18 protein-coding genes are annotated in these 22,354 nt (G+C 32.7%); 1 reads left to right on the top strand and 17 read right to left on the bottom strand.

Annotated features, from left to right (window positions below; translation table 11 throughout):
• Positions 1-9: 9 nt before the first annotated feature.
• Together RN605_RS01920 and RN605_RS01915 are read right to left on the bottom strand one after the other, a co-directional pair.
• Positions 10-3,150 (bottom strand): SusC/RagA family TonB-linked outer membrane protein, encoded by a 3,141-nt coding sequence (locus tag RN605_RS01920; protein ID WP_313321724.1) that lies wholly within the window; start codon positions 3,148-3,150, stop codon positions 10-12.
• Between the two features lie 280 nt (positions 3,151-3,430).
• Entirely contained in the window at positions 3,431-6,265 is a 2,835-nt protein-coding gene (locus tag RN605_RS01915) for a helix-turn-helix and ligand-binding sensor domain-containing protein (RefSeq protein WP_313321723.1), read from the bottom strand.
• Positions 6,266-6,374: 109 nt separating this feature from the next.
• Here RN605_RS01915 and uvrA point away from each other — a divergent pair, with 109 nt between their 5' ends.
• A complete protein-coding gene (uvrA, locus tag RN605_RS01910) occupies positions 6,375-9,164 on the top strand; it encodes an excinuclease ABC subunit UvrA (RefSeq protein ID WP_313321722.1) in 2,790 nt (929 codons plus the stop codon).
• Here uvrA and RN605_RS01905 read toward each other — a convergent pair whose 3' ends face one another.
• The 15 genes from RN605_RS01905 to RN605_RS01835 all read right to left on the bottom strand — a co-directional run bounded on the left by RN605_RS01905 (position 9,165) and on the right by RN605_RS01835 (position 22,194).
• Positions 9,165-9,584 (bottom strand): hypothetical protein, encoded by a 420-nt coding sequence (locus tag RN605_RS01905; RefSeq protein WP_313321721.1) that lies wholly within the window; start codon positions 9,582-9,584, stop codon positions 9,165-9,167.
• A 58-nt stretch (positions 9,585-9,642) separates the two neighbouring features.
• Positions 9,643-10,365, bottom strand: a complete 723-nt coding sequence (locus RN605_RS01900) for a LuxR C-terminal-related transcriptional regulator (RefSeq protein ID WP_313321720.1) — start codon at positions 10,363-10,365, stop codon at positions 9,643-9,645.
• A gap of 476 nt (positions 10,366-10,841) precedes the next feature.
• Positions 10,842-11,240, bottom strand: coding sequence for a hypothetical protein (locus tag RN605_RS01895; protein WP_313321719.1), 399 nt, complete (start codon positions 11,238-11,240; stop codon positions 10,842-10,844).
• 201 nt (positions 11,241-11,441) lie between these two features.
• Positions 11,442-12,008: a hypothetical protein gene (locus tag RN605_RS01890; RefSeq protein ID WP_313321718.1), complete on the bottom strand. Its 567-nt coding sequence runs from the start codon at positions 12,006-12,008 to the stop codon at positions 11,442-11,444.
• Positions 12,009-12,241: 233 nt separating this feature from the next.
• Positions 12,242-13,219: an FEKKY domain-containing protein gene (locus tag RN605_RS01885; protein WP_313321717.1), complete on the bottom strand. Its 978-nt coding sequence runs from the start codon at positions 13,217-13,219 to the stop codon at positions 12,242-12,244.
• 414 nt (positions 13,220-13,633) lie between these two features.
• Entirely contained in the window at positions 13,634-13,933 is a 300-nt protein-coding gene (locus RN605_RS01880; protein WP_313321716.1) for a protein tyrosine phosphatase, read from the bottom strand.
• A gap of 55 nt (positions 13,934-13,988) precedes the next feature.
• Positions 13,989-14,303 carry a hypothetical protein gene (locus RN605_RS01875; protein WP_313321715.1) on the bottom strand — a complete coding sequence of 105 codons (315 nt, stop codon included), beginning with the start codon at positions 14,301-14,303 and terminating at the stop codon, positions 13,989-13,991.
• 399 nt (positions 14,304-14,702) lie between these two features.
• Positions 14,703-15,053, bottom strand: a complete 351-nt coding sequence (locus RN605_RS01870) for a hypothetical protein (protein WP_313321714.1) — start codon at positions 15,051-15,053, stop codon at positions 14,703-14,705.
• Positions 15,054-15,485: 432 nt separating this feature from the next.
• Positions 15,486-16,892 (bottom strand): serine hydrolase domain-containing protein, encoded by a 1,407-nt coding sequence (locus RN605_RS01865; RefSeq protein WP_313321713.1) that lies wholly within the window; start codon positions 16,890-16,892, stop codon positions 15,486-15,488.
• 188 nt (positions 16,893-17,080) lie between these two features.
• Positions 17,081-17,827 carry a PmeII family type II restriction endonuclease gene (locus tag RN605_RS01860; protein WP_313321712.1) on the bottom strand — a complete coding sequence of 249 codons (747 nt, stop codon included), beginning with the start codon at positions 17,825-17,827 and terminating at the stop codon, positions 17,081-17,083.
• Positions 17,787-18,665 (bottom strand): DNA-methyltransferase, encoded by an 879-nt coding sequence (locus RN605_RS01855; protein ID WP_313321711.1) that lies wholly within the window; start codon positions 18,663-18,665, stop codon positions 17,787-17,789. The genes RN605_RS01860 and RN605_RS01855 overlap by 41 nt, the downstream gene beginning before the upstream one ends.
• Before the next feature lie 212 nt (positions 18,666-18,877).
• A complete protein-coding gene (locus RN605_RS01850; RefSeq protein WP_313321710.1) occupies positions 18,878-19,741 on the bottom strand; it encodes a toxin-antitoxin system YwqK family antitoxin in 864 nt (287 codons plus the stop codon).
• 172 nt (positions 19,742-19,913) lie between these two features.
• Complete coding sequence (locus RN605_RS01845; RefSeq protein ID WP_313321709.1) at positions 19,914-20,708, bottom strand: hypothetical protein; 795 nt, start codon at positions 20,706-20,708, stop codon at positions 19,914-19,916.
• Positions 20,709-20,908: 200 nt separating this feature from the next.
• Positions 20,909-21,430, bottom strand: coding sequence for a hypothetical protein (locus tag RN605_RS01840; RefSeq protein WP_313321708.1), 522 nt, complete (start codon positions 21,428-21,430; stop codon positions 20,909-20,911).
• A gap of 173 nt (positions 21,431-21,603) precedes the next feature.
• A complete protein-coding gene (locus RN605_RS01835; RefSeq protein ID WP_313321707.1) occupies positions 21,604-22,194 on the bottom strand; it encodes a hypothetical protein in 591 nt (196 codons plus the stop codon).
• Positions 22,195-22,354: the final 160 nt, after the last annotated feature.

The following is a 22,354-nucleotide window of genomic DNA, read 5'->3' as shown; positions in this document are numbered from 1 at the left end:
ATTTTTATATTAGAATTGAATATTTGCTCCAAACATCAATGAACGAGCTTGTGGATAATAACCTCTATCAATACCCATTACGTCTCCTCCAATTTCAGGATCAAAACCAGTATATTTAGTTAACGTAAATAAATTTTCTCCAGAAACATAAAGTCTCACTTTTTGAAATCCAGTTTTATTGACAATTGAACTTGGCAACGAATAACCGAATTGAACCACTTTGAAACGTAAGTAATCACCATCTTCTAGATAAAAATTTGACATTTTACTAAAGTTACCGTTAGTGTCGTCTGTAGTTACACGAGGATAAGTGTTTGATGTTCCTTCACCTGTCCATCTGGTAAGAACATCTGTTTGATAGTTAGCCGTAGCTATGTCTAATCTGCGTAAACCTTGGAATATTTTGTTACCACCAGCACCCTGAGCAAAAATCATTAAATCGAAATTTTTATAATCCATATTCAATGTAAACCCAAATGTGAATTTTGGTAAAGGAGAACCTAAATAAACTTTATCATCGTCAGTAATTTGTCCATCTCCATTACCATCTGTCCATCTAAAATCACCCGGAACAGCATTTGGTTGAATTAATCCTCCACTAGAATTAACATAAGAGTTGATTTCAGCTTGATTTTGGAAAATACCTGCTGTCTGAAAACCATAAAATTCACCATAACTATGTCCTACTTCAATTCTAGAAACTGCATTCATAGACTGGAAACCAGGTCCATCATAGAAATCTATACTTTTTCCTAATCCTGTTACTTCATTTTTTACTGTTGCAAAATTTGCTTTAGCTGATAAATTAAACCCATTATCAAATCTTTTTCCGTAGCCTAGTTCAAACTCTAAACCAGTGTTTTTCATATCAGCTATATTTGCTAATGGATAACCATCAGCACCTACATAACCAGGAATAGATCTATCTTCTTGGAGAATTCCAGAAGTTTTTTTGGAATACCAATCAAAACTAAAATTGAAGTCATTTAATAGTCTTGTATCAAATCCAAAGTTTGTTTGAACTGTTTCTTCCCATTTCAAATCAGGGTTTGAAATTCTTCCAGGACTTGAACCAGAAGTTACTACTCCAGTATTTCCAAAAGTATAATTTCTTCCTCCATCTATAAGAGCCAAGAAACCAAAATCTCCAATTCTATCATTACCAATAACACCCCAACTTGCTCTAAATTTAAGGTTGTTTACAATATCATTTGCTTTCCAAAAATCTTCTTTAGAAGGCACCCATCCGAAAGATACAGAAGGGAAGTTTCCGTACTTATTGTTTTTTCCAAATTTAGAAGAACCATCTCTTCTTATTAAACCAGAAAAAAGGTATTTTTCTTTGTAATCATAGGTTACCCTTCCGAATAAAGATGTTAATGTGTTCGCTGCTACATCATAGGCATAACCAATTTTATTATCACTCGTTACAGTGGCATCGTTAAAAGAAGCATCTTGCCAGTTATTAGTTGAAAGATTGTAATGAGTTGCACTAGTTACTGTATAAAACTGATTGTTTTTATAAGCTCCTTGACCTAATAAAACTGAAAAACTATGATTGTTTATTGATTTTTCATAGGTTAAAGTATTTTCAACATTCCAGTTTAAAGCTTTATTTTCAATTCTTGAAATATTGTTTTTTCCAGTCACATTATTTACTGTTGCACTAAGATAATACAAAGGTGTAAATCCTTCTCCACCCCAAAACGCTAATTTTCCAGCTAAAACTGATCTGAATTTAAATCCTTTAGCAGGTTTTATTTCAGCAAAAACATTTCCTATGAAATCGTGTGACCAACTATATTGTCCCATTCTTGTTTTTGCATATGCAATTGGATTTGTCATTTCTTGACCAACAGTTCCAGAAATTCCATATGGATTTCCGTTACTATCTTTTACCGAAAATTCATTATTATATGGTGCTGCGTTTGCAATTACAGGATCAGTAACAACAACAGGAGTTATAGGATCTAAAGCTAAAGCTGAACTCAATGGTCCGCCGTATTCACTGTTGGTATTACCTATACCCATTGTTTTTTGGTAGGTATATCCAATTGTTTGACCAACAGTTAACCAATCTTTTACTTTGTGATTTGAATTTAATCTAATATTCTTTTTATCCCAATTTGAAATTTCAGGCAAAACAATACCTTCCTGATATTGATTACCAAAAGACAAATAGTAGTTAGACTTGTCATTTCCACCACTTAAACTTAACTCATGAGAGAATCTTCGAGCACTAGTATTGAAAATTTCTTTTTGCCAATCGGTTCCTTTACCCAATGAACCTAAATCGGGATAAGGAATATTTCCTGCTCCATTACCATTAATATATCTTTCATTCATTATAGCTCCATACTGAGTAGCATTAAGAAGCTTAACAAAACGCTCCGGCGAAGAAGTACCCACAAAACCATTGTATGTTATTGAGAGTTTACCTTCTTTACCTTTTTTGGTAGTAATCAAAATAACACCCGCAGCAGCTCTTGTTCCATAAATGGCCGCTGAAGCATCTTTTAAAACCTCAATAGACTCAATGTCTGCTTGATTAATTGCTCCTAAAGCTCCACTATCAACAACTATTCCGTCAACAACCCATAAAGGATTGTTATCATTCAATGTTGTAATACCTCTAACACGGACAGTAGAACCAGAACCAGGTTGACCTGCATTCATTGCGATTGTAACACCAGCAGTTCTTCCTTGGAGAGCTTGTTCAACTCTACTGTTAGGTACTTTTTCTAAATCTTTTGCTGTAACTTTAGAAATGGCAGCAGTTACTACGCTTTTCTTTTGTGTACCATAACCAACATTGACAACAACTTCCTCAAGTTTATTTTCTGCTTCTGATAAGGAAATATTCATTTCCCCCGAAGTAATTGTAACCTCTTGAGTATTGTATCCAATAAATGACACAACTAATGCTGTAGCCTCGTTGGGCACACTAAAATTGAATTTACCGTCAATATCGGTTGTTGTGCTGACCTGATAGCCTTTTGCCACAACGTTTGCTCCTGGTAGAGGCATTCCACCTGAGCTGACTGTTCCGCTGACTTGTTTTTGAGCAAGACCAGTTACAGACATAAAGAATAGTAGTGAAAATAGGAAAACATTATCCCTGAATTTTTCAAAAATTTGCTTTACTTTCATAAGCTTTGGTTAATTTAAATTTTTGGTTAGTTTTTTAACTTATTTGTACAACTTGTTAACGTGGTGTTAAATTATTCAAAATGAAAATATCAACATGATAATAAACCACAACAAAAAATATACATATTGAAATTTTTAGTGTAAAAAAATGAGAATATGAAAAAAATCTATGTGTTATAGTGCATTTAACAGAATAAGAAATCAAAAAAAGTTTTAAAAAAACTGCACGAAAAGGTTGTTGTTAAGGTAATGTTGAGGTAAAAAGTACTATTTCGTATAGTTAGATGCTCAAAATATAATTTACCAAGCCGTCATCATGCGTTAAATTTAGTTTTTTTCGCAAACGATAGCGTTTTATTTCAACACTTCGTATCGAAATGTTCAACATTGGAGCAATCTCTTTTGAAGATAAATTCATACGTAAATAGGCACATAATTTCAAATCGCTAGGTGTTAAACTTGGATGTGCGTTTTTAATCTTCTTTAAGAAGTCTTTATCAGCATTATCAAATGCTTCTTTAAATTTATTCCAAGAATCATCATTAGAAATGTTTCTGTTTATTGTTGATATAACAGTTTTTAAACTTCTGTTTGAACTCACTTCAGCTGATTTCTTTAAATCTTCCTTGATAATTTCCAGCAACTCATTCTTTTTAATCAAACTCATTGTTGAAACTGCCAATTCTCTGTTTTTAGCATCCATATCTTGAGTTAGCTGTTCATTTCGCAATTTCATTAATTGCTGTTCGTTTTCTAAAGCTGATATCTCTAACAATAAATTATTTTCTTCAATCAGTTTTTCTTTCTGCTTTTGGTAATAGTTTTGATAAGACTTATTAATATAATAGGCACAAATGATGAAAAGGAATAAATAAATAATCACAGCAAGATTGGTAAGATACCATGGTTTGTTGATTGTAAAATTATATACAATTATATTATCCTGAATATCATTAGCGATTTTTGCTTTTACCATAAACTTATACGTTCCTGGTGGTAAGTTTTTGAAATTAACTGTTGATTTTCCGCTCCATTCGCTCCATTTATTCTGAAACCCTTCGAGGATGTATTGATATTCAACATCTATAAAGCGATTGTACTGAGGTACTGTAAAATCAAAAGTCAAATTGTTTTCATCATAATTTAATTCTGATTCTTCACTAATTTTCAAGCTTTTAACTGGATTTTCTAAACTATTGACACTAACAGATGTGAGGTATACTTTATGTGTCTGTACCTTAAAATTATTCAGATTAATTATAAAATAACCATCTGTTTTTCCGACTAAATATTCGTTATTTGATATTTGTGTAATATTTTCATACCCAATCATTGGATTGGTTATAGCAAAAGGAATTGATATTTTATGTTTCTTAAGTTCGCTATTGAAATTTCCTGATGTAAAGTAATAAATGTAATTCCTTGTGAAAACCCACATTTTATTAGATTTATCTACATTTATTTTTCCAGATATATATTCGTCGTTATCAAAAACAGCACTTAAATTTTTATCCTTAACAAAAATGTCTTTGGTTGGATTTAATTTAAAAATCCCTTGTTTTCCTGCAAAAAATATTGTCCCATTATATTTTGCCAAACTAATATGCTTTCCTTTTTTTGGATTTTCTACTATTTTAAATGAGTTTGCCTTTCTTAAGCTTTCATTTAAATCAACTTCTATAATTCCTTTATATTCATGACCAATATAGATTTTTTTAGTCTTGTCTTCAATTTCAAAATAACGGGAAGATATATCGAATGCTTCTATTTTATTTCTGAATTTCCATTCGCTATTGTTTTTTTCTAAAACCGATAACCCATTGTAGTTTCCTTGTAAAATTATATTGGAATTGCCTGGATAATTATTGAATTTCCAAGTTCCTGTACCTTTAAAAATCAATTGCGGTGATGTGCCTTCTATTATAAATGTTCCTAAATCATGTCCGCAAAACAAAGTGTTATCATGCTCAAACAATGCCCAAACCTGACCTTTAGTACCATTTACTAACTGAAATTTACCTTTCGAGTTTACCTCTTTATAAAACAACCCCTGATTGGTTCCTAAGTATATGTTATCCTTGAATTTTATTGAAGCATAAACGGTTCCTAAGTAACCTTCATCATCCAAATAGCTTTTTGCTGGTGACTGAATATTGATGCAATCAATTCCGTTGTCTAAACCAAGCCACAAATTGTTAGCCGAATCTTCTTCTAATGAAAGTATTGTATTATTACTTAAACCTGAGTTTTGCTTAATGTGATACTCTGTTTTGCCTGCTTTGTCTAAAATGTAAACTCCGTTTGAGATAGTTCCGAGCGCAAAGCCACCATTGGATAGTTTTTTAGCACAAAAAATAGAATTAGGTCTCAATTCATCCTCGGAAACAAAATGATATGGTTGAAGTTTACCTTCTTTTAATTGAAAAATTCCAGCTCGCTCTGTTTGCAACAATAATCCGTCTTGATTTTCGAAAATTTCTACAATTCGATTAGTTTTAATTCTTTCGTCGTCATTTACAAGTAAACTTTGCCCATTGACAACTTCATACAAACCTTCGCCAACAGCTTGAAAATAAATTGAATTATCAATTTTATAAATTCTGAAGATATATGGGTGATTGTCTATGAACTGAAATGTTTTTTTCTTTAAATCATAAACGTAAATTCTGTTAAATGATTGAAAAAGTATCCAATTATCTGCTTCTAAAATATTCCAAAAATGTTCATCCTCTATTAGCTTGTCTTTTATTTTACTACTCAATGAAACATATTGCAACAATCCTTCAGAGTTTCTTTCCCAGTAACCAAACTCCATATAACAACCTGTATAAATCCTAGAACCAATAACTTTTACAGAGCGAATTATAGTTTCGTTTGGTGAAGGGTATAATTTCCAATTTGAACCGTTGTATTCTAATAAACCTTCATTGTTTGCAAAATAAACAAACTGATTTTCATCTTCTGAAACCATCCAGTTTTGATTGCCTGCACCATAGACATTTGATTTAAACTTTACAATTGGAGGTAGGTCTTGACTAAATGATGAAAAGGCTAAGAAAAATAGAGTAAAAAAGTAAAATGATATTTTATTCATGGCTGTTAAGTAGTAAATCATTGTAAAAATATCGTTTCGTTTTCAAACGACAAATAAATAGAAACAGTTTTTATAGTGTACTTAAATTCACTTTAGAAATTCATACATTTGCAATTATTCCTTTTTTGCTATGAAAAGTACTGAAATTGCTACACTTGAACCTAAAAAAAACATCTTAATTAAAGGTGCTGAAATACATAATCTAAAAAAAATTGATGTAGTTATCCCAAGAAATGAATTGGTGGTAATTACTGGATTGTCAGGTTCAGGGAAATCGAGTTTGGCTTTTGATACACTTTATGCTGAAGGACAACGACGCTATGTTGAAAGTTTGTCAAGTTATGCACGTCAATTCTTGGGTAGATTGGATAAACCTAAAGTAGAATACATTAAAGGAATAGCACCTGCCATAGCTATTGAACAAAAAGTAAATACCACAAATGCTCGTTCAACCGTTGGTACCTCTACTGAAATCTATGATTATTTAAAATTGCTTTTTGCACGAGTTGGAAAAACTATTTCTCCGGTTTCGGGTAAAGAAGTAAAAAAAGAAACGGTTTCTGATGTTATCAATGCCGTGAAAAAGTTTCCATTAGACAGCAAATGGTTGCTCCTTGCTCCTATTCATTTGGAAAAAGGAAGAAGTCTTGAGGATAAATTAAAAGTATTGCTTCAACAAGGTTTTGCTCGTGTTTTGGTAGATAATGAAATGGTTCGCTTGGATGAGTTTGATGCAGAAGCGACTAAAAAGAAAGAGGTTGTATTGATTATTGACAGAATCATTACTAAAGATGATGAAGCTTTTTATAACCGACTGGCAGATGCAGTTGATGTAGCTTTTTTTGAAGGTAAAGGCGTTTGCTTTTTACAAAATTTAGAAACTAACGAACGCTTTGAATTCAGTTCGAATTTTGAATTGGATGGCATTACGTTTCTTGAACCAAATATTCATTTATTTAGCTTTAATAATCCTTATGGTGCTTGTCCTACTTGTGAAGGTTATGGAAACATTATTGGGATTGATGAAGATTTAGTTGTTCCTAATACTGCTTTATCTGTTTTTGAGAATGCTATTTATCCCTGGCGTGGCGAAAGTATGGGTTGGTATCGTGATCAATTGGTGAATAATGCCTATAAATTTGACTTCCCTATACACAAACCCTATTTTCAACTAACTGATGAACAAAAAGATTTAATTTGGAGAGGAAATAGTTATTTCACTGGATTAAATGAATTCTTTCAGGAACTTGAAGAAAAGAATTATAAGATTCAAAATCGTGTTATGCTTTCGCGCTATCGCGGTAAAACGAAATGTAAAACCTGCAACGGTAAACGATTACGAAAAGAGACTGACTTTATAAAAGTAGGTGGGAAAACCATAACCGAGTTGGTTGATGTTTCCATTAAAAAACTAATTCCATTTTTTAAAGAATTAGAGCTTTCTGAATATGATTATAAAGTAGCAAAACGCCTTTTGTTGGAAATCAATAATCGATTGAATTTTTTGAGTGATGTAGGTTTGGATTATTTGACATTGAACCGAAATTCGGCTACACTTTCTGGTGGTGAATCGCAACGTATTAATTTAGCAACCTCTTTAGGTAGTAGTTTAGTTGGCTCGATGTATATCCTTGATGAACCGAGTATTGGGTTGCATCCAAAAGATACTGAACGATTGATTCAAGTACTAAAAAATCTTCGTAATCTTGGGAATACTGTTATCGTGGTTGAACATGATGAAGACATCATGAAAGCTGCTGACAGAATCATTGATATTGGTCCTGAAGCAGGAACTTATGGAGGTAATCTTGTGGCTGAAGGAACCTTTGATGAAATCTTAAAATCGGAATCTTTGACTGCGCAATATCTAAACGGAACACTTGAAATTTCGGTTCCAAAAAAACGCAGAGTTTCTAAAAACAACATACAAGTTATTGGTGCCAGAGAAAACAATTTGCAAAACATTGATGTGACTTTTCCTTTAGAATGTTTGACGGTTATAACTGGAGTTTCGGGAAGCGGAAAAAGTACTTTGGTGAAAAAGATTCTTTATCCGGCGATGCAGAAAAAAATAAACAGCATTGGTGATAAAGCTGGTCAGTTTACGGAATTGAAAGGTAGCTTTTCGCATATAAGGAATATTGAATACATTGACCAAAATCCTATTGGAAGAAGTTCACGTTCTAATCCTGTGACGTATATTAAAGCCTATGACGATATTAGAGATTTGTTTTCGAAACAAAAGTTATCTAAAATTCGCGGATATCAGGCTAAGCATTTCTCGTTTAATGTTGATGGCGGACGCTGTGAAACCTGTAAAGGTGACGGAAGCATCAATGTAGAAATGGTTTTTATGGCCGATGTTGAATTGCCGTGTGAAACTTGTGGCGGAAAACGCTTTAAGAAGGAAGTACTGGAAGTTACTTTTGAAAATAAAAACATTGATGATGTGCTGACGATGACGGTTGATGATGCAATTAGTTTTTTCAAAACGCATAATCAGGTGAAGATTATCCAAAAACTACAACCTTTGCAAGATGTTGGATTGGGCTATGTGCAATTAGGGCAATCCTCTTCTACTCTTTCTGGTGGTGAAGCACAGCGTATCAAATTGGCTTCCTTTTTAGTAAAAGGAACGACCAAAGAAAAAGCTTTGTTCATTTTTGACGAACCAACCACTGGATTGCATTTTCATGACATCAAGAAACTATTGGCTTCGTTTGATGCCTTGATTGATAAAGGTCATTCAATTATTGTTATTGAGCACAATCTGGATTTAATTAAGTGTGCTGACTGGATTATTGACCTTGGTCCTGAAGGTGGCGAAAATGGAGGACAACTGCTAGCAGTTGGAACTCCTGAAGAGATTGTAAAGAACAAAAAATCGATTACTGGAGCGTATTTGAAGGAGAAACTGTAGTTATTGTCTGCTGAAATTCAGTATAAATCCGTCAGCGCCTGAACCTGTTGAAGTTTCATTTTGATTTATCGTCAAATTATTATTTGTAATCGTATAACCACCAAACTCCTGACTGTTAATATTAATATATTTAACTCCGTTTATTTCCGTTGAGGTATATTGATAGGTTCCTGTTTCAAAACCGCTGTAAATTGCACCTTGTGACTCGTTATTGATTACGGTAAGCGTTTGACCATTGAACTTCCATGTAATTACGCCCGATGCATAGTCATCGTCTATTCCTGCAAAACCACCACTGATATTTGTTACTTTCCAAATTCCTTCTATTTCATCTGATTGATTTGATTGATTATCCTTATCACAACTAGTGATAAAAAGGATCGCTAAAATGATTGCTACTATTACTTTATCAATTTTCATGTTATTGTTGTTTGTTATCAGATAGATGCCAATTTATAAAGATGGTTGCCTCAGATTTTTATAATAATCCTTCAGATATAACTTTAACGACAAGTTCAATGGTTGATTTGGTATTTGTTTTGGCTAATATATTTTTCCTATGTGTATCAACCGTTAATTTACTTATGAAGAGCTTTTGTGCAATTGCTTCACTTTGTAATCCATTGATTAGATAGCCAACGATTTCTTTTTCTCGCTTGGTGAAAATTTCTTTAGAAGTCTTAAAAACTTCTTCTACATCTACATCAATATAAGATGGTTCACCTTCCAGACCGATGTAGGAAAGGATGGATTTATTGTTTTTCTTTAAATGAGAAATATCAGTATGTACTGCAAGTGTTAATAATATGTTTTTATTATCATCATATTGCACTGGAACAATCTGTTGCAAGATTCTTATTGGCTCGCCTTGACTGTTGATAACCCTATAATCACTACTGATTTTGTATTTCAATATCTTATCTGCGGGTAAGTTTCTAAAAAACTTTAGGTTAGCATTTTCATAGTTTAAAAAAGTAGCCTGGTCATCAGGATGAATTATAGACATAAAAAAGTCAAGGTTCATGTCCTCTGCTTCGTAACCTAATACGTTTTTAATTTCGGGACTTAGATATTTAAATTGTAGGTTGGTGAGGTCAAAAAAGAAATAATAGAAATTGCCGACGTGAAAAATATCCAGAAGCTTTTTGTGCAGGTTAAGTTCAAAAACATCCTCTTGCAAAACTCCATTCTGAGCTGCCATACCCCATATTTTTTGCATTTCATCATAAAATTTCAACTCCATAATTGTATAATTATAATTGTAAATATATACCAAAAACACATTCCTTTTAACAAAAAATACCCAATACTAGGTATTTTTTAAAAGTAGCATTATGAATAAATTTACCTGTCAAACCTAATATTTCAACTATAGGAGAAATAAATCTAATCAATTATAAGTGGTATTAATTGTAATGGTTTAAAGCACAAAGCCTTTGGTATTACTCTTCCTCATAATTTTAACGATAACGAATTATTGAAAAGTATATCAAACATCTTACTGATTTGTAATAGTGTAACTCAAATACAAAGTGGCTAGTGGTATGTCACAAAATTCATCATAGTGTTACACTTTACATTCAGTATGATAATCTTCGATTTTTTACTTGTTTTTAGAAAGCCTGATTTCCTTACTCGTTATTGAGTTTCTGATAATTTTATTTTTACAAGCTCCTTTTATTTCACTTGTTGTACAGCATAAATGATGATTATGCCAAAGAGGAATGAAAATGGGGAAATTAATTGGAAATATCTGGGTTTAAGAATGTCGGCAGCTTTATTGGAAAAATTATGATGGTGCTGGCGTGGTACAAAATAAAGCACCAATGAAGTGCAGAGCATGAACCAACCTGCTATTTTAAAAGCTTCGGGGAATTTAGAATTGGTAGCCGATAAAATGAGTGCTACTGCCGGTATCATTCGGATTGTGATTTCGGCGTAGTTGATGAAGTTTGTGCTTCCTGCTTTTCTTAGTATGGCTCTTGCTTTTTTTGGTTTGAAAAGCATTAAAAATCCAACTCCAATAAAAAACAAACCAAAAAGTACTATTGTATATCGTGCTATTGTGTCAATCATTTTGTGGTTTTAGTTTTTGGTTTGGTGGTTTATTCGCTAATTATTTCTTTTTTATTGCAACCTATTAGTATCAATAGAGTAATCAAAAAGGAGATTTTATTCATATTAAGTTTGCGTAATACATTATAGCTAACGTTTTATAGTAATTTCTTAAAAAGACTAAATGAGCTATTAAGTGAAACTGCTGTTAGCAGTAGGTTTTTATTGAGTTAATATTTTTTGTTTTTCCTCACGATAAAGTAGTAAAACCAATCCCAGAGCAAAAAGTAAACAACTTAGTACCATAAACATTCCATTTTTCAATATAAAAAACGAAAAGCCGACTGCTGGAGCTCCAATAATAACCATTAATGAACTTATAGGATTGGTTTTGATAAAATTTGATGCGTGTACTGCTAATCCTATAAAGAGTAATGATGGACCAATAATAATAAACGGCAACAAAATAGATGGAGTATTGCTTATATGTTCACTTAATTGTGCTTTAGCAATATCATCATCTCCAAAACTCCACATTATAAAATCAATAGTACAAAGGCCTATGTGGGCAATCACACCCAAAGTTGTCAAAAAAGAAGCTACAGTATTAAGATTGTTTTTTGGAAATACTTTATTAAATGAAATGAGAAATACTGCGCCAATTAAGTTGAACCAATGTGCAAAATCTATAGGTTTTTGAAAATAAGCTAATTTTGAACCTTGCGAAAACATAATATAACTCACGACAAAAAAGAACAATCCGATTAGACAAAAGATTTTTGGTTTCATATTTTTTTGATAGAAAATGATTGTTTTTTAATTTATTGTAATTCTAAAGTTTTCGTTTTTTAAGCTTACTGCTAACGTTCCGCCGGCTTTAAGAAGTGGCGGCAATTTAAGAAAAAATAGTAAGCGGAAGACAAGGTTTCAGGACACGAGCGATGCGACTGGCGAAGCAATCCGTTAGGATTCCGGCGCAATGCTTACCAGCTATTGCGCGAAACCGCTGTTAGTGGCTGTTTTTATTTTTTTATGAAGTTATCTAATCCAATAGCGTCTTTTCTGATTTCTGATTGCCATATAGTTTTATATTTTTTGTTCAAGGATTTAAATGTAAACAGATTATATTTCTTAAAATAATTTGAATATGCCGTATTATACGGTAAATACGTTATGTTATAATTTTTCTGAAATTCAAAATCTGTTTGCGTCAATGATGATAAATTCGACACATAAACAATAAATACATTTTTTTTAGCATTACTCTTAAAATGCTGCTTTGGATTAGAACTAGTTGTTAGCTCTTTTACAGATATTGTTGTTGTTTGAGGTCTGCTTTTACTCTGCGGAAAATAAGCGGGACCATTGACTTCTTTGAGTTGAATGCCTCCTTTTAGTATTACATTGATTTCAAGTTCATTTGCCTTCACTCTTGTATCTTTGAAACCTGTAAAACTGAATATAATAAATTCATCAGGAGTTGCCTTTATGGAATATTTACCATCAAAATCTGTTTGAACTGACTTATTAGTTCCTTCGATTAATACGTTTACGCCTGGAATAATTCCAATACTATCTTTAACAATTCCACTGACTAATCTTTCTTTAGAAAGATTATCTATGACTTCTAAATTTACCTTTAAAATTGTTATAGAATCTATTGAATTGGTTTCAACTATAATATTGTGTGTTGATTTTCCAATAAAATGAGTTGGAATTTTTACAGTTATTGAGTCGGTCTCGTTTGGATATATTAAATTTTGAGGTTTGATAAGTGTTGGAACAGACGCTTTTAAGGCTTCTATAAATAGAGGTTCATTACCAATGTTTTTAAATGGAATTTTTAATTCTACTTTTTCTCCTCTCTTTACTGGATTCATTGTATACTCCAGTAAATCAAATTTTATTTTTGGCTGAGCAAATGAAATGAAGTTAGTCAACAATGTAAATACAATTGTCCATGAAAAAATTAAACTTCGATTTAAATTGATTTTCATCATTTCTATTTAAGCAGATTCGTGTTTAAAATAGGCCATAACGGGATGGTCGCTTGACGAAGTTCCGAAAAAAAAGTGAGAGATTTAAAATTTATTTTAAATATCGGTAATCTTTTTTAGAGGAGCCAAATTTTGTCAAACGTCCAGTTAGACGTAGTCCGCAGACGTTAAAATTTGGTTAAGCGACCATCGCGTTGAGACGCAATACGGAAAAGGAGCGAGAGTTTGCCTTTGGCAAGCGTAGCTACTTTTCAAAAACGGATTGCGTCTCAACGTTTCGCCGCTTTGCGAAGGCGGGGATTTTTAGCACTAAACATCATTAGATGCACAAAGCTTGAATTTAGCACTTCACTTTCATAGAAGCACGAAACCCACGCTTTTGCAAAACGGCTGTTAGCGGGTCGTTGTTTTTCTTCTTTAAATGAGTTTTCTGCTGTATACATCTTCGACTTTGTCTTTTAGTATTCCAATTAATTCAGTCTGCATATAGTCGTAGTCGTCAGGAATGTACAAACAAACTATTCTCTTGTTTTTATAGATTTCAGGGAAATGTTTTCTTATATGATTTCTATGGTGCTTTTCCATAACGACAATACTGTCTGCCCAATTTAATATTTCGTCAGTTAGAACTGTGTTTGCTGACTTGTCTGTTCCTGCCGACTTAACTTCAAAACGGTCGTCACCTTCGTAAATTTTATGAGCTGTTGCACTTCTCATTCTGTTTACTGTACAAACAAATAGCAATTTAAGTTTAGAGTCAATTTGCATATTCTTATTCTTTCACATCGTTTATACATTCGTCAAATGTCTTATTAAAGTCTCGCTTTCTTTTGTAGTTTAAGTCACCACTTAATTTTTCATATTCAGCCCAAAGCATAACATCTCTTGTGTCAAAAGTTGCAGTTTCAATGTATTTGCTCAAGTCTGTCAAATTGCCATTTGCCAAAAACACGATACAACGAATAACTCTGTCTGTTTTCAGATAGTCAACTTTGTTGATTGCGTCAAACAACATTGTTGTTGCCTTGTCTGCATTTTCTCCAAAGTCAGTTTGTATTCTTGCTTTTATATCGTCTTTAAATGTCATTCGTGGTGTCGTTTTACAATGCCCGCTAACGCGATGGTCGCTTGACGAAGTTCCGAAAAAAAAGTGAGAGATTTAAAATTTATTTTAAATATCGGTAATCTTTTTTAGAGGAGCCAAATTTTGTCAAACGTCCAGTTAGACGTAGTCCGCAGACGTTAAAATTTGGTTAAGCGACCATCGCGTTGAGACGCAATACGGAAAAGGAGCGAGAGTTTGCCTTTGGCAAGCGTAGCTACTTTTCAAAAACGGATTGCGTCTCAACGTTTTGCAGCTTGGCGAAGTGGCGGCAAGTTAAGAATAAATGTAATAAGAAATTTTGATGTTCAGAGTATTTTCCAAGAAAGATAAACCAGCTATAGCGCGAAACCGCTGTTACTGGCTGCCTTTACCTTTTTAAGTTTACTTATTTAACCATTCTGTATATTCTTTCCAATCTTCTGCATAGACTTTTTCAATTCCTGGCTTTTCCATCACTTCAAATCCTAATTTTGAACATCTTGGATATTCAGCTTGGGAAATCACATCTCTAAAGTCAACATTGCTAACCTCAATATATTTTTCAACGTCTTTTAGGTTTCCATTTGCCAACTTCAGAATCGCTGCTGAAATTCTTTTCTTTCCACTTTCGGTATCACTTTTTATTTGTTTGAGCTTAATTTTTACTTCTGTTGAGTTTTCTCTAAAATCTCTTTCAATAATTCGCTCTAAAATTGTGTCAGTTATTTTCGGAATTGGTTGTTCTACATTCATTTTTTCTAACATTTAGCGATAGTTGTTGAAGGTTGCCAGTAACGCGATGGTCGCTTGACGAAGTTCCGAAAAAAAAGTGAGAGATTTAAAATTTATTTTAAATATCGGTAATCTTTTTTAGAGGAGCCAAATTTTGTCAAACGTCCAGTTAGACGTAGTCCGCAGACGTTAAAATTTGGTTAAGCGACCATCGCGTTGAGACGCAATACGGAAAAGGAGCGAGAGTTTGCCTTTGGCAAGCGTAGCTACTTTTCAAAAACGGATTGCGTCTCAACGTCCCGCCGGCTTCATGAAGTTGGGGAAATTTGCTCCCAAACCATTCCATTAGAACTGAAGTCAAATATATAAAATTGCGTTTAAATTTAGCCTTAAAACCCCAATTTCATGAAACCGCTGTTAGCGGTAGTATTAATTCTAAATTTCAAATATTACTTATAACTTGGCTGCTATACTCTCAATTTTATTGTCTTTTGTAAGCCAAAAAATTAGTTCTATCGATTCTTCACTAAAAACAAGGCGGTAATGATGCATGCTGTGTTCATTATCGACGTTCTTCCTGTCAAGCAATTCCATTTTTTCAAATGTCCCCTGTCGGTTAAGGAATTTAGAATTCTTTTCTACAACTGGTAAGAATTCTTTTCCAAATTCAGTGGTTAACATATCTTCTGTAACGGTATTTTTGATTAGTTTTTCTACAAAATTTCCTAACAATTTGGTTGTCTTGGGGTCATTGTCGTTAATAGGTTTTAGTTTTATGGGAGAAAGTTCCGGTTGAAACAATTGTAAGATACGAGTGCTCATTTTATAGGTTCGAGCCCTTTTAAGATTCGCAAAAACAATAACCGCTAATTTTTTTTCAGGATATCGTTTGATTGTTGATTCAAATCCCTGCCAACTTCCATTATGTTCCAGTATACGCTTACCGTTTAAAGAATCTATTGCCCATCCAAAACCATATTTTTCAAATGTCCCGTCATTTAGTTTCGTAGGAGTCCACATTAAATCGTAATATTCTTTTTTCAACAATTTACCGGCATTTAATCCGGCTTCCCATTTAGCCATGTCGAGTACGCTTAAAATCAGTGGGCCATCTGCCGTAGTGTTGGTAGTAGGTGATACCCATTCCTGGTTTTTTATTTCATCATTAAGTATTCTGTATCCTGCTGCACGGTTTGGAACAATATCTTCCTCAGAATTAATCCTTGCCGTAGTCATTCCCATTGGTATTAAAACCCTTTCTTTTAAAAAGTCACCATAAAATTTACCGGTCACTTTACTCATAATGATACCAAGTGTTGCATAAGCCATATTGCTGTATTTCTGTTTTTCACCAGCTTTAAATAGCAATGGTCTTTTTTTAAATTCATGATACAAACTGTCTTCCGTATAGTTAGCCTGGTAATTAAAATCATCAATGTAGTCGCCAAATCCACTGGTATGATTGAGCATATTTTTAATGGTAATGGAATCCCAACCGGTAGGTGCATCAGGGAAAAATTTAGTAAGCTTATCATCTAGACTTATTTTACCATCCTGTACCAACAGCATTACAGCAAATGCAGTAAACTGTTTGCCAACTGACGCCGTTTGAAAAATGGTTTCTGGTTTTACCGGGACTTTATGCTCTAGATTGGAGAAGCCATACCCTTTTACGTAATCAATTTTTCCATCTCTCACAATTACAACGGAAACACCAGGGATATTTTGTTTCTTCATTTCAAGAAATACCAACGAATCAACACTACGGTTTAGTTTGTCTACAGTAGATTGAGCTAAACTACAGAAACTTACCAATAGAAAAATTTGAGCTAAGAATAGATTGTATCGATTTGTTCCCATATTCAATTATATTAAGTTGTTAAATCCTCTCTTGTCTAGAAATATTACCGCTAACGTTCCGCGGCTTCGCGTCTGTTGCGATGCCAGCGAACTGCGTACTTTCTGCTAAGATAAAATATTTTCGTGAAGAAAGAAGTTCAATTCAAGAAAAACCAGCAATAGCGCGAAACCGCTGTTGTGTGAAGTCTTTATTTTTTCGGTTCTATTGTGGCGGAATTTATTTTAACCAACTTGTCCCAATCAATTTCACCACTTTCAAGACAAAAACTGTTTGTAAATTCTTTAGTAAACTTGTTAATCATTTGAGAATATGATTTCATAAAATCATCATTTCTTTCTTTTGCTTTGTTTCCAAGTGGTTCAATCAATTCAGTATAAAGATTCTCTTCACCAGAAATAAATTCCCAGAATTTTTGACCACAATACTTATAATAATCTCCTTTGTCAGGTTTATTATCTCGACCATAACAACAACCGTTTACAGCAACAACATTAAGATTAGAATTACTAGTTCTTAGAATTTTCTTAGCAGTTTTGAAGTCTGCATTCATTTTCTTTATTTGGGAGCTATTTCCCCAATTTGGACCAGATTTTATGTTGACAATATATCTAACATTATCTTTGTCAAATTCTAAATCAATATTTTGAATTCCTGATTTCCTTCCTTTGTAAACTTTCTCATTGATAAAAATAGCTAAACCTTCTAACCAATCACCAAATATTGTTTCTTCATTTGAAGAAATATGTGCATCGACAATTCCTTTGATTATTTGTTCCGCAGTTAGAACATACTTTGCTTTATACAAGTATGGATTTTTTCTTTTTAAAACCTTAATTAATTTTAAACTATCTAAACTTTGAATTCTTTTTTGATGAAAAGTTCCAATGTTATTCTCAACGTATTGCGTAACTACTTTCTGGTCTAGTTTTTTCATATTTTGTTTTAGGTTCTAAAATATACAATTCTACTGGGCGAATTTTTGATTTAATCATTTCATAGTATTCTGGCATAATTTCGATACCGATAGAGTGTCTTTTCATTCTATTGGAAACAAATAGTGTTGTGCCTGAACCTGCAAATGGGTCTAATACTGTATCAAGTTCTTTTGTAAATAATTTAATGAACCATTCTGGTAATTCTTCTGGAAAGGCTGCGCTATGATTCTTATTATTACATTCAGTTGCTAAATGCAAAACATTAGTTGGATAAACAGTTTCTTTACCAACCCAATTGGAAACATTTTTTCCAAATCCACTTCCGTTCTTTGCATTGTCTCTTACTTTGTCTGTATCACTTAGGTTTTTTAATCTTCCTTTTGCCCAATCGCCAATTGGAATTTTCACTTCATCTTGATACATGTTGAAGTTTTTTGACTTGTTAAATTGAATCAATCTTTCCCAGCTATCTCTGAATCTATTTGGCCATTTTCCAGGGAACGAATTTTTTTTATGCCAGATAAATTCTTCAGTCCATAACCAGCCTTGTTTTCGCATTTCTATTATTAATTCCATCACATATGTACTTCTTTCACCATTGACAACTTTTTCTTTTATATTTAAAATAAAAGTTCCGTCAGGTTTTAAAACTCTTAAAAGTTCTTTTGAAATTGGCAAAAACCATTCAACATATTTATTGGGATGTATTCCTCCATAAGTGTCTTTTCTCTGGTCGGCATATGGAGGAGAAGTAATGATTAAATCTACAGAGTTATCTGGTAGTTTTTTTAATTCCTTTACACTGTCTCCTAAAATTAAATCTGTTCTTATTTCCATAGTAACAAAAGTACTAAAATATGTCTATTTAAAACTAGTTTTTCTTGAGATGCAATTTTTCCAAAGATTTCACACAACGTGCCGCGGCTTTGCGCTGTAGCGATGCCAGCGTACTGATTATTGTCTGATAAAGATAGAGTTTTTTCGTGAAGAAAAAACGTCAAGGTAACTAAGCAACCCAGCTATGGCGCAAAACCGCTGTTAGCAGTAGTTTATTTTATCAAATTTCCCTTTTCATCCCATTCTTTATGGATTTTATTTTTAGGGTCATTTATGTAATGTAGCTTTCCGTTTTCATAGTAGTGTTCATACTTTCCGGCTTCTCCATTAATATAAATCCCTTGAAATTGTAAATTACCATTAGCATATTTGTCATAGAATTTCCCATTGAAGATTCCATTCTTATGGTTGCTAAAATGAGAGATTTCGCCGTTTGCAAAATATGTGATTATGTTTCCTGTGAATTTCTGTTTGTCATGGTTTAATAACAAAGTTGATTTCCAAAAACCGTCAAATACTTTTTCTCCATTCTCGTTGTAATATTCCGCAGAGTGTTCTCCATTTCCAAGAGATATAAAACGACTTTTTATTTTACCATTAAAGTAATATTGGATTTGGTCGTTTGTGGAATTAGGTTTAAACAACAAAGTTTCTTTCCTTTTTCCGTTTTTATAAAACGTTGTGTGTTCATTTGTTGAGTTGTCAAAGATATTTTCCAGTGTTCCATCAGAACGATAACTTATGCTTTTACCAATTTGATTTCCTAAATTATATTCCCTTTCCCATTTGATTGTTCCATTCTCATACCAATCAAAATATTTATTATGGCATTGTCGATTCTTGACAGGATGAATGAACTCTTTCTTGCCAGATTTGTAAAATTGGACATTTACATAGTCATTTCCATTTATGAACTTTAGAGATTTTATAGTTTTGTTTTCATAAAAAGTTGTGTCTATTTTGCTAAAGTTTTCGGGATGAACTTCAATACTTTCCAATTCTGTTTCAATAACAGATTTTTCTTTGCATGAAATTATAATGAAAAATAGAAATGAGATTTTAAATATTTTGTTCAATTTTTTTAGATTTATGGCTGTGGATAAATTACTGCTAACGTTCCCGCGCTACAAGCAGTTTGGGACTAAATTAAGCCCATTTTTCGGATAAACACAAATTTATCTGATACAAGACCAACTTTAAATTAAGCCAAATGCCCAAATTGCTTGTAGCGTGTGTTAGCAGATGTGGCTATTTGTTTAAACAGTTCAAATATGCTTGGAGTTTTTTCCCATTCTTAATTGTTCCATCATAAATGTATAAGCGATTATCTGTTATAGCATTTTCTGTAAGTAGTTTTATGTCTTCGGCATTCAATTCCACAAAGGCAGAAAAAACATAACCAGTTGCTCCAGTATATCCTGAATTTACTTTCGCAGTTATTGGCGCTGACGGTTTTTCAATTCTCTTTCCATTTTCTAATAGTAACGTTAGTCCAGTTTTACCAACAGCGACTGTGCTTCCTGTTTCGTTTATTGCAAGGTATATTTTAGATTTCCCATCTTTATTTACTTTAATAAATGATACACCTTCAGAATATGGAGAAGTACTTTTTATTTCACTTGTAAATTTATCAGTTTCGGTAGTGATGTCCGCACAATATATGTCCGCAGGAAGTTCTAAACCTCCAATTACTTCTAAAATATAATCAAAATCATATTTTGGCTCGTAATCGTAATAATAAGTTCCGTTCTCTGCGCTTTCAAGTTTGATTTTAAATTTTGTAGCACCGTATTTTTCATAAGGAGAAACTTCCATTACTTTAAAAGTCTTTCCAACGACTGCTGAATGCTTAACTGCTTTTTCTGTTATTTTCATTTCATCAGTTTTATGTAAACTTTTATAACCATATTCTTGAAGAGTTGGAGATAAAGGTTTAATCGTAACTTCCTTATTTAATAATAATTCAGGATGTTTTGCTGGAAATTGAGCTTGACAAAAAAAAGATGAGAACGTAAGCAATAATAAGAATGTAATTTTTTTCATAATGTTGGTTTTTATTGTTTCTAATTTTGCACGATTTTCCGTGCCATATCTGCTAACGTTCCGCGGCTTGGTCGTCGTGGCGACTTTTTAAATTATTAGTGTAAATATAATCAAAATTTGAACTTAGTAGTTTCCGGCTAAGAAATACAAAACCAGCCATGCGACCAAACCGCTGTTATGCGTTCGGGCTTTGAGTTTCACTATCGCTCAATTTTAGTCAACTTTATACTATCTGTTGAGTTTCTGAATCCAAATAAGTATTCATTTCTGATTTTATATTCTGTTGAGTCAGACGTCAAATAATATTCGTTTCCATTTTCCCTAAATTTTCCTTCTAGAAACTCGGTTGTTGAGCCTTGATTTGTACTTACTGTCATACTAAAAGTGTTGTCAAGTTTCGAATGTATAATTGCAAAAATTGTGTCTTTTCGGTTAAATGTCCAACTCTCATATCTTAGATTTTGATGCCTTTCTATTCCGTTCTGAAATAAGAAATACATTAAGATTGCCGAAATAAATGAATTTATAACGAAAACTTTTGAGTATTCTCTTTTGGTAAAATATAAAATTACAGCAATTGCAAGGTTAATTAACATTACTGCTGGAACTACAATTACTAAAGCGATTGAAACACTTGGTTCAGGGTCAATTTCTTTTACCCAAAACCATATAATAATAAAATCAATTATTGTAAGGAGAAATAGTTTTGTAAATAACTTCATTTGTATTTTTTAGCAGATTTTTGAGCCTGACGCATAACGTGCCGCGGCTTTGCGACTGTTGCGAAGCCAGCGAACTGTGTACTTTCTGCTAAGATAAAATATTTTCGTGAAGAAAGAAGTTCAATTCAAGAAAAACTAGCAATAGCGCGAAACCGCTGTTAGCACACGTTTTTTTACTTTTTATAAACAATTAATCTAATTCTTTTAAATCCTCCGCTAACATCATAATTTAAGTCAGCTGATAAATCATTTTTGCGCCATTTATATCTGTCCGTGTAGTTATAACTTGTGTCTTTTCGTTTTGCAATTTCCACGACTTCTGGTTTCCCAATTTTCTCGCTTATCAAAGTCTTTAAATTTTTGAGTTTCATTTCGAAAGCTTTTTCTTCTGATATTTTCAAACTTCTCAAAGTATCAGTTTTCGGTTTCCATTCATAAAATATGACTTTTATTAAACTGTCGTTTGGTGTGAAAAAATAATCAGTTTCGAGGTAAAAACAATCTTGTTTTCTTTCGTAAACTTTTGGGTATGAAAGAATGAAATTATTTTTATTTGGATAATAACTTGTTCCGATTCCAAAAGTATTATTATAAGTTCTTTCTTTTGAACCAATTTCACTTTCAGTTTCAATTGCTTTTTCAATTTTCAAACTTTCAATATTCTCAAATCTGTTTTCTTCAAATATATATTCGTCTTCATTCTTTTTGCAAGAAGTGAAGCTAAGAAATATTAGAAGAATTGTTATTTTTTGCAGATTCGTCATGAAAATGTGTGCTAACGCGATGGTCGCTTGACGAAGTTCCGAAAAAAAAGTGAGAGATTTAAAATTTATTTTAAATATCGGTAATCTTTTTTAGAGGAGCCAAATTTTGTCAAACGTCCAGTTAGACGTAGTCCGCAGACGTTAAAATTTGGTTAAGCGA

Source organism: Flavobacterium sp. PMTSA4 (assembly GCF_032098525.1).
Taxonomy (GTDB): domain Bacteria; phylum Bacteroidota; class Bacteroidia; order Flavobacteriales; family Flavobacteriaceae; genus Flavobacterium; species Flavobacterium capsici.
This window is presented reverse-complemented; position numbering and strand designations above follow the sequence as displayed.

Coding starts and splice junctions, on each gene's coding strand:
- RN605_RS01905 (WP_313321721.1), bottom strand. CDS start 9,584: ATGAAAATTGATAAAGTAATAGTAGCAATCATTTTAGCGATCCTTTTT.
- RN605_RS01860 (WP_313321712.1), bottom strand. CDS start 17,827: ATGAAAAAACTAGACCAGAAAGTAGTTACGCAATACGTTGAGAATAAC.
- RN605_RS01870 (WP_313321714.1), bottom strand. CDS start 15,053: ATGAATGTAGAACAACCAATTCCGAAAATAACTGACACAATTTTAGAG.
- RN605_RS01880 (WP_313321716.1), bottom strand. CDS start 13,933: ATGAGAAGTGCAACAGCTCATAAAATTTACGAAGGTGACGACCGTTTT.
- RN605_RS01895 (WP_313321719.1), bottom strand. CDS start 11,240: ATGATTGACACAATAGCACGATATACAATAGTACTTTTTGGTTTGTTT.
- RN605_RS01875 (WP_313321715.1), bottom strand. CDS start 14,303: ATGACATTTAAAGACGATATAAAAGCAAGAATACAAACTGACTTTGGA.
- RN605_RS01840 (WP_313321708.1), bottom strand. CDS start 21,430: ATGAAGTTATTTACAAAACTATTTCTCCTTACAATAATTGATTTTATT.
- RN605_RS01855 (WP_313321711.1), bottom strand. CDS start 18,665: ATGGAAATAAGAACAGATTTAATTTTAGGAGACAGTGTAAAGGAATTA.
- uvrA (WP_313321722.1), top strand. CDS start 6,375: ATGAAAAGTACTGAAATTGCTACACTTGAACCTAAAAAAAACATCTTA.
- RN605_RS01865 (WP_313321713.1), bottom strand. CDS start 16,892: ATGGGAACAAATCGATACAATCTATTCTTAGCTCAAATTTTTCTATTG.
- RN605_RS01900 (WP_313321720.1), bottom strand. CDS start 10,365: ATGGCAGCTCAGAATGGAGTTTTGCAAGAGGATGTTTTTGAACTTAAC.
- RN605_RS01890 (WP_313321718.1), bottom strand. CDS start 12,008: ATGAAACCAAAAATCTTTTGTCTAATCGGATTGTTCTTTTTTGTCGTG.
- RN605_RS01920 (WP_313321724.1), bottom strand. CDS start 3,150: ATGAAAGTAAAGCAAATTTTTGAAAAATTCAGGGATAATGTTTTCCTA.
- RN605_RS01835 (WP_313321707.1), bottom strand. CDS start 22,194: ATGACGAATCTGCAAAAAATAACAATTCTTCTAATATTTCTTAGCTTC.
- RN605_RS01845 (WP_313321709.1), bottom strand. CDS start 20,708: ATGAAAAAAATTACATTCTTATTATTGCTTACGTTCTCATCTTTTTTT.
- RN605_RS01915 (WP_313321723.1), bottom strand. CDS start 6,265: ATGATTTACTACTTAACAGCCATGAATAAAATATCATTTTACTTTTTT.
- RN605_RS01885 (WP_313321717.1), bottom strand. CDS start 13,219: ATGATGAAAATCAATTTAAATCGAAGTTTAATTTTTTCATGGACAATT.